Below are 6,479 nucleotides of genomic sequence, written 5' to 3'. Positions count from 1 at the left end.
GGGCGTTATAACTTCTGAATGAGTCAGTATAGACAATGCTATCAGGCTTTACTTTCTCTCTTATAATAGGGATTAAGGTCTCAGCTCTGGCATTAGGAATAATACAAGCGTAGACGCTACCATTGCGCTTAAGCAGTCCGAAAACAGGAACTTTGTTACCAGCACCGCGACCACGTTTGCCTTTGCGTCTGCCGCCAAAGTAGCTCTCATCAACTTCTATTTCGCCTTCTAGAAGACCAGGTTCCTGACTGTTTTCATAAATCAGTAGTCTAAGACGATGAAAGTAATAGCTAGATGTTGTTTTATTAACACCCACTAGGCTTGCTGCTGTTCTTGCGGTAGAACCAGCAACAAATAGTTTAATGAGTCTGGTTTGTTTGTACCAACCTAATCTACTCTTTCTCATATGGCTATCCTAGATTATTTTACTTATCTAGGACAGCCCCAAAATTTATTATAAAAAAGACCTCAACGATTATGCGTTTGAGGTCTTTTTTTTACTTAGCGTCTTAGGCTTGCTAAATTGCTCATTTTTGAGCATGTCACGTATTCAAATTACTCAGGAATACTGTTCAATTTAATAACCTTGCTATTTACGCATTTATTTATTGGCTAATAATGATTAAAGTTTTATGACACAGCAAGCTATCACTAAACTGCAGGCTCAGCTTCAGCCGTCATCAAATCTTCATAGCGAGCATCACGCCCTACACCCTGTGTTTTTTTGCTCTCCATTTTTGTTTTATACTTGCGTACTTGTCTATCAAGTTTGTCTGCCATCTCATTTATGGCTTTATACATATCATCATCAAGAGCTTGGACAAACATCTCTTTACCCGAGACTCGCATGATAGCTTCAGCCTTATGGCTCTTTTTAGCACCGCTGTTATCTAGCGATAGAATCACTTGAATACTTTGAATCTGATCAAAGTGACGCTCGACTTTTTCAAGTTTTTCGCGAACTGCGGTGTCCATGGCATCGGTAATACTGATATGGTGACCACTGATAGAAACATTCATATTATTGTCCTCTTATTAGTACTTACAATCAACAGATGAGGTCGCATCGCTGCTCTTATCATCCTGCCTTACCACAAAATAATCTTGTATCTTTATCCTCAACGCCTTTAATAGCAGTGCTTTTAATAAAATATCGACGTATCCTTTTATCGTCTTTTTTATCTCATCCCTAATGACTGACTACATAAATTTGCTAAATCGACACTTTGATTTTGTTGTTGGTATGACTCTAATTTGTCATGAAAACCTGCTAGTAGCAAGGCTTTATATTGTAAGTAAATGTAATAAAATCGGTTGTTTCTTTAATGTTTCTATATAATCAAAAAATTTTATTTTTTATATTATCTACAAAATATTTTGATTATTGATCGACTCTTTAGATAAGTTATTGAATTCAGACCATTAATATTTTTGTTTGCGCTGTGTAGATGAGCCAATATTCATTGCTTCACGATATTTGGCGACTGTTCTTCTGGCAATATCGATACCTTCTGCCAACAAATAATCTTTTATCTTACTATCAGACAATGGCTTTTTGGGCTCTTCATCAGCGATAAGCTGCTTAATCATCGCGCTGATAGCAGTTGATGAGATATCGCCATCGCTGCTGCTAACATGTGATGAAAAGAAATGCTTGAGCGAAAACAGTCCTTGCGGTGTCAAAATGGTCTTGCTAGTGGTCAGGCGCGAGACCGTTGATTCATGTAAATCGACTTCGTCTGCAATCACCTTTAAAATAAGCGGTTGCATAGCAGTGGCGCCATACTGCAAAAAAGATTGCTGGTAGCGCACGATGCTAGTGGCGACCTTTAAAAGGTTCTGATTACGCTCTTCGATACTGCGAATAAACAAGCGCGCATCGGTGAGATTTTCACGCAGATATTGATTATCAGGGCTATTATCGCCGCGCTTAACAAGATTGGCATATTCTTGGTTGACTCGCAGTTTTGGCAAGGTTTCAGGGTTTAGACGTACCTGCCAGCCATCTTCTTGAGTAGATGTGGTGGTGTTTTGATGAGCATCATGGCGACGGATAGGCGTCACCAATACATCAGGGATATCATAGCTGTCGGGCGACTGAGTATAATCCGGTTGGCGGCTTTGAAATAGCAATCCTGGTGAAGGATTTAAAGTACGCAACAGCGTAAGCGCAGGGGTAATCTCCTGTGCCGCAAGTCCTGTGCGCTCAGTTAAGGCTTTAATATTATTACTGACCAGATGCTCACTGGCAGATAAGAGCGCTTGGGCTTGTTTTAGATAAGGCGTGTCAGTATCGAGCTTAGATAGCTGAATCGCTAAGCATTCACTTAGATTTCGTGCGCCGACCCCCAGTGGATCACAGGATTGAATCATGCGCAGTACTGCCATTACTTCATCCTGCTCAACGTGCTCATTCCACTGATAAAAGCTTGCAATAGTATCAAAGCTCTGTAGCAACTCTTCTATATCGAGCCGTACAAAACCCATGTCATCCATAGAATCCATCAAATACTCAGCGATAAGAGTATCTGTCTCTGAGAGACGTTTAAAATTCAGCTGCCAACGCACATGGTCTTGAATCGTCGCATTGGTACTGCCCTCATAGCGATCAAAGTCCTCAGAATCTGGACGCGCTGATATGCTGCCTGAACCAGTACTGGCGGTGTTAAAACCGTCATAATCTGCATTAGGGCTATCATAGTTTGAGCTTTCATAGTTTGAGCCTTCAAAGTCTTCAAGCGTATGACTGTCAATGGCATCCGTATCAAAGCCGTCTTGCTGCAATTTATCTAGACTATCATTAGTAAAGCTATCGCTAGTACTGTCATCATAGTCAAATCCATCTTCATTATTTGATGAAGGAGATATAGAAAACGTATCAGAAGCAGTACTCTGATTCCAACTGTCTAACGTTAGTGGCTCGCCAAACTCATCTAATACGTCTTTATCCATACTTTCGTACTCATCTTCATCGTTTTCGATGCGTTCTAGTAATGGATTACTGTCCAGCTTCGCTTGAACCTCCTGCGCAAGCTCAAGACTAGAGAGCTGCAGCAATTTAATAGCTTGCTGCATTTGCGGGGTCAGTTTTTGTGAGGTGCTTAGCGTGGTCGCCAATCCGAACGACATACTCATGGGCAGTTTATTACACTCCAGTCTTGGTAATATTGTCTTTGTAATGCTGATTAGTGAGCGGTTTACCCTCAACAGGACATGACGATAGCATTTTTTGCGACAATTTTGCTATGATAATTTATGCCCTTGCCAGATAAGTGAATGACAAACCTCTGTCCGTAGCTTTCTGGTAGCTTCTAAAGAATACTTTAATAAAAATTTATACCTGTGCATAGTTGCATAGAATGATTTGCGGAGTAAGGTTCAAATAAACCATTAATAATGACAAACCTGAAAACGTTTTATAAGAGATATATAACATTAACAATATTGAGAAGCCTGCTATGAATGAACATATAAATAACATACAGCTGACCGTTGCTGCTATCCAAATGAATAGCCAGCAAAGCATTGAAGACAATCTGTCGGATATAAAATCCGCTATTATGGATGCTCGTGCACAAGGCGCGCAGCTTGTCGTACTACCAGAAAACTGCTGTAGCATGGGTAGACAGTTTGCGACAGCAGAGCAGTTCGATGCGCTGTCAGCGACGATAGCAGAGTATGCACGTACATATGGTATATACGTACTAGCGGGCTCTCTGCCCTGCCCATATCGCCCTGACGGCATGATTGTGCCTGATGGTAGATTGCGCCAAGTAAGCCTATTGTTTGCGCCGGATGGTACACAAGTGGCGCGCTATGACAAGATTCACTTATTCACCGCGACCGTCGCCGATAAGCAAGGCAGTTATAACGAAGCGGCGACGTTTGAGCCAGGTACGCAGACGGTCGTGGCAGCGCTCGAAGTAAATGATGATGTTTATCAGCTCGGTATGATGGTTTGCTTTGATCTACGCTTTCCTGCATTGGCGCAGCGTCTGCGGCAAGCAGGCGCAGAACTATTAAGTGCGCCCTCTGCTTTTACGTATCTAACAGGACAAGCCCATTGGTCGCTCTTACTGCAAGCACGAGCTTTAGACAGTCAATGTATGGTAATTGGAGCAGCACAAGGCGGTGAGCATGCGTACAGAGACGGTCATACACGTCAGACGTGGGGACATACGACGATTAGCGCTTATGATGGAACTGTAATGAGCAGCTACAATGATAGCGAATTGACCCCATCTTTGAATAAAGACCATAAAAATTATGCTTTGGTCTTAGCGACGTTAGATAGACAAGCGCAAAATCAGGGACGACAAAAGATGCCTATCTTTGATTGTCATCGTTTGGCATAAAATAATTTTTATAAAAGCGTCTTGATAAAAGGTTTTTTCAATCAAAGAAGTTTACGATGAAAGACACTTTTAAAACTAAAGGGTTGAATCACTGTCTTTAGATGCGTGAGTGGCTCGGGGATGGGCGCGGTCATAGACTTGGGTCAATTTAGCAAAATCGACATGGGTATAAATTTGCGTGGTACTGATATCGCTGTGTCCGAGCATCTCTTGGACAGCGCGCAAGTCGCCACTTCCTGACAACATATGTGATGCAAAGCAATGGCGCAATAGATGCGGATACATGTTTTGAGCAATACCAGCACGAGTAGCAGCAACTTTGAGACGCTGCTGCACAGCCCTTGTGGATAAACGCGTACCCAATTTTTCACTAATAAATAATGCACTGTCCATCTGCTCTACCCACAGATTGCGGTGCGGTAAATAACGACGAATGGCGTCAGCCGCTTTTATTCCTAAAGGTACTAGGCGTGTCTTATTACCTTTGCCGGTCACGCGTACGCGCAGATCAGCTAAGTCGACATCTACTATATCTAGCGCGACGAGCTCACCGACACGTAGACCACTGCTATAAAGTAATTCAAACATCGCCTTATCACGTAGCCATAATCGCGCTTGTTCAGGTGTATCAGGGATTTCTTGGTCGAGCAATTGCGTCAATAAATCCACATCAGCAATAGAGGGTAATGGTCTAGGGCTGCGCTTGAGCTGATACCCTGTAGTTGGATTGATACGTGCCAAATCCTCTTCTATCAGCCAGCCATAAAAATGACGAATAGCTGATAACTCTTGCTGAACGCTGGCAAGGGCTAGCTTGTCTTCATCAAGGCGTTGGCTGATATGCTGGGCTAATTGGCGCTTATCACAACGCGTCCATGTCAGGCATTTACCTCGCAGGAATAACGCCAGTTGATTCAAGCCTGCAAAATAGGCCGTCAATGTATGCGGCGAGTGATTGCGCACAGATAAGACATTTAGCCAACGATGCACAGGGGCTAATAATTCACTTAACGCGGCATCCGCTTCTATGGTGATTGCCAATTCTGCTGATAGCCATGACGGTGAAACGGATTGTTTATCAGATCGTGCGTCTGTCACTTGAGATTTTTTATAAGACATCACCATATTGAAAACAACCCTATTACTTATCCAGTAAAAATAACTGTCACTTATGTTTTACTATTAACTTTCTGGATTGGGCTTGATACCGGCTTGTGCCATCAAGCCATCTGGACTAAAGACACCTTCATACACAAATGCGGTTGGTCCGGTCATCATGACCGAATAGCCCGGCTGCCATTTAATTACCATGCTGCCGCCATAGAGCTGAGCACGCACATCTTCGCCTTCGTCAAGCCAGCCTTCGCGTATACCAATGGCAACGGCTGCACAAGCGCCCGTACCACAGGCTTGCGTCTCACCGACACCGCGCTCGTACACTCGCAGACGAATATGACGCTGATTCATTATTTGCATAAAACCGACATTGACACGTTCTGGAAACGCTGGATGCGATTCGATGGCTTTACCCAAGGTTTCAACGTCAGCATCAAGCACATCGTCAACTTTTATCACCGCATGCGGATTGCCCATATTGGCAACATAAAGCTGCACCGGCGTACCATTCACGTCCAGATGATAAGCATTTTGGATTTTGGTGATGGCTCTTGGGGTAAATGGAATCTCACTTGGCTCAAACTTGGGCTTGCCCATATCAACCTCTACCCAGCCATAACGATCGGTCGTCAGCGAAATAATGCCGCTTGCCGTCTCAACACGGAGACGCTGTTTAAAGGATAACTTGCGCGCTTGCACAAAACGGGCAAAACAGCGGGCGCCATTACCGCATTGCTCAACCTCTGACCCATCAGTATTAAAAATACGGTAACTAAAATCGACGTCGGGGCGCATCGGCGGCTCAACGACGAGCAACTGATCAAAACCAATACCTAAATGACGATCACCCAGTAACTGCACCAAATCCTTGGTCAAGTCCAAACGCTGAGTCACCAAATCGATGACCATAAAGTCATTGCCCAACCCATGCATCTTAGTAAATTCTATTAGCATATCCCTGATATCCTATCCTATTTTTATGTATGTCTTATATTAGCACGCTGTCAG

At 43.3% G+C, this 6,479-nt stretch carries 6 protein-coding genes; 1 reads left to right on the top strand and 5 read right to left on the bottom strand.

The window, feature by feature from the left end; all coding sequences use genetic code 11:
- The 3 genes from JMX89_RS01170 to rpoN all read right to left on the bottom strand — a co-directional run.
- On the bottom strand, window positions 1-406 hold a 406-nt coding region (locus JMX89_RS01170), incomplete at its 3' end, for an IS1595 family transposase (RefSeq protein ID WP_201550544.1).
- Window positions 407-651: 245 nt separating this feature from the next.
- A complete protein-coding gene (gene hpf / locus JMX89_RS01165; protein WP_201530493.1) occupies window positions 652-1,020 on the bottom strand; it encodes a ribosome hibernation-promoting factor, HPF/YfiA family in 369 nt (122 codons plus the stop codon).
- 402 nt (window positions 1,021-1,422) lie between these two features.
- Window positions 1,423-3,135: an RNA polymerase factor sigma-54 gene (gene rpoN / locus JMX89_RS01160; RefSeq protein ID WP_201530494.1), complete on the bottom strand. Its 1,713-nt coding sequence runs from the start codon at window positions 3,133-3,135 to the stop codon at window positions 1,423-1,425.
- Between the two features lie 323 nt (window positions 3,136-3,458).
- Between rpoN and JMX89_RS01155 the strand changes: the two genes are divergently transcribed.
- The gene (locus JMX89_RS01155; RefSeq protein ID WP_201530495.1) at window positions 3,459-4,355 is read left to right on the top strand and encodes a carbon-nitrogen hydrolase family protein; all 897 of its coding nucleotides are present in this window, start codon (window positions 3,459-3,461) and stop codon (window positions 4,353-4,355) included.
- A 75-nt stretch (window positions 4,356-4,430) separates the two neighbouring features.
- On the opposite strand, the gene JMX89_RS01150 is transcribed toward JMX89_RS01155, so the two are convergent.
- Both JMX89_RS01150 and dapF read right to left on the bottom strand, forming a co-directional pair.
- The gene (locus JMX89_RS01150; RefSeq protein ID WP_201550542.1) at window positions 4,431-5,480 is read right to left on the bottom strand and encodes a tyrosine recombinase XerC; all 1,050 of its coding nucleotides are present in this window, start codon (window positions 5,478-5,480) and stop codon (window positions 4,431-4,433) included.
- Window positions 5,481-5,537: 57 nt separating this feature from the next.
- The gene (gene dapF / locus JMX89_RS01145) at window positions 5,538-6,425 is read right to left on the bottom strand and encodes a diaminopimelate epimerase (protein ID WP_020442583.1); all 888 of its coding nucleotides are present in this window, start codon (window positions 6,423-6,425) and stop codon (window positions 5,538-5,540) included.
- Window positions 6,426-6,479: the final 54 nt, after the last annotated feature.

Source organism: Psychrobacter sp. DD43 (assembly GCF_904846555.1).
GTDB classification, from domain to species: Bacteria; Pseudomonadota; Gammaproteobacteria; order Pseudomonadales; family Moraxellaceae; genus Psychrobacter; species Psychrobacter cryohalolentis.
This window is presented reverse-complemented; position numbering and strand designations above follow the sequence as displayed.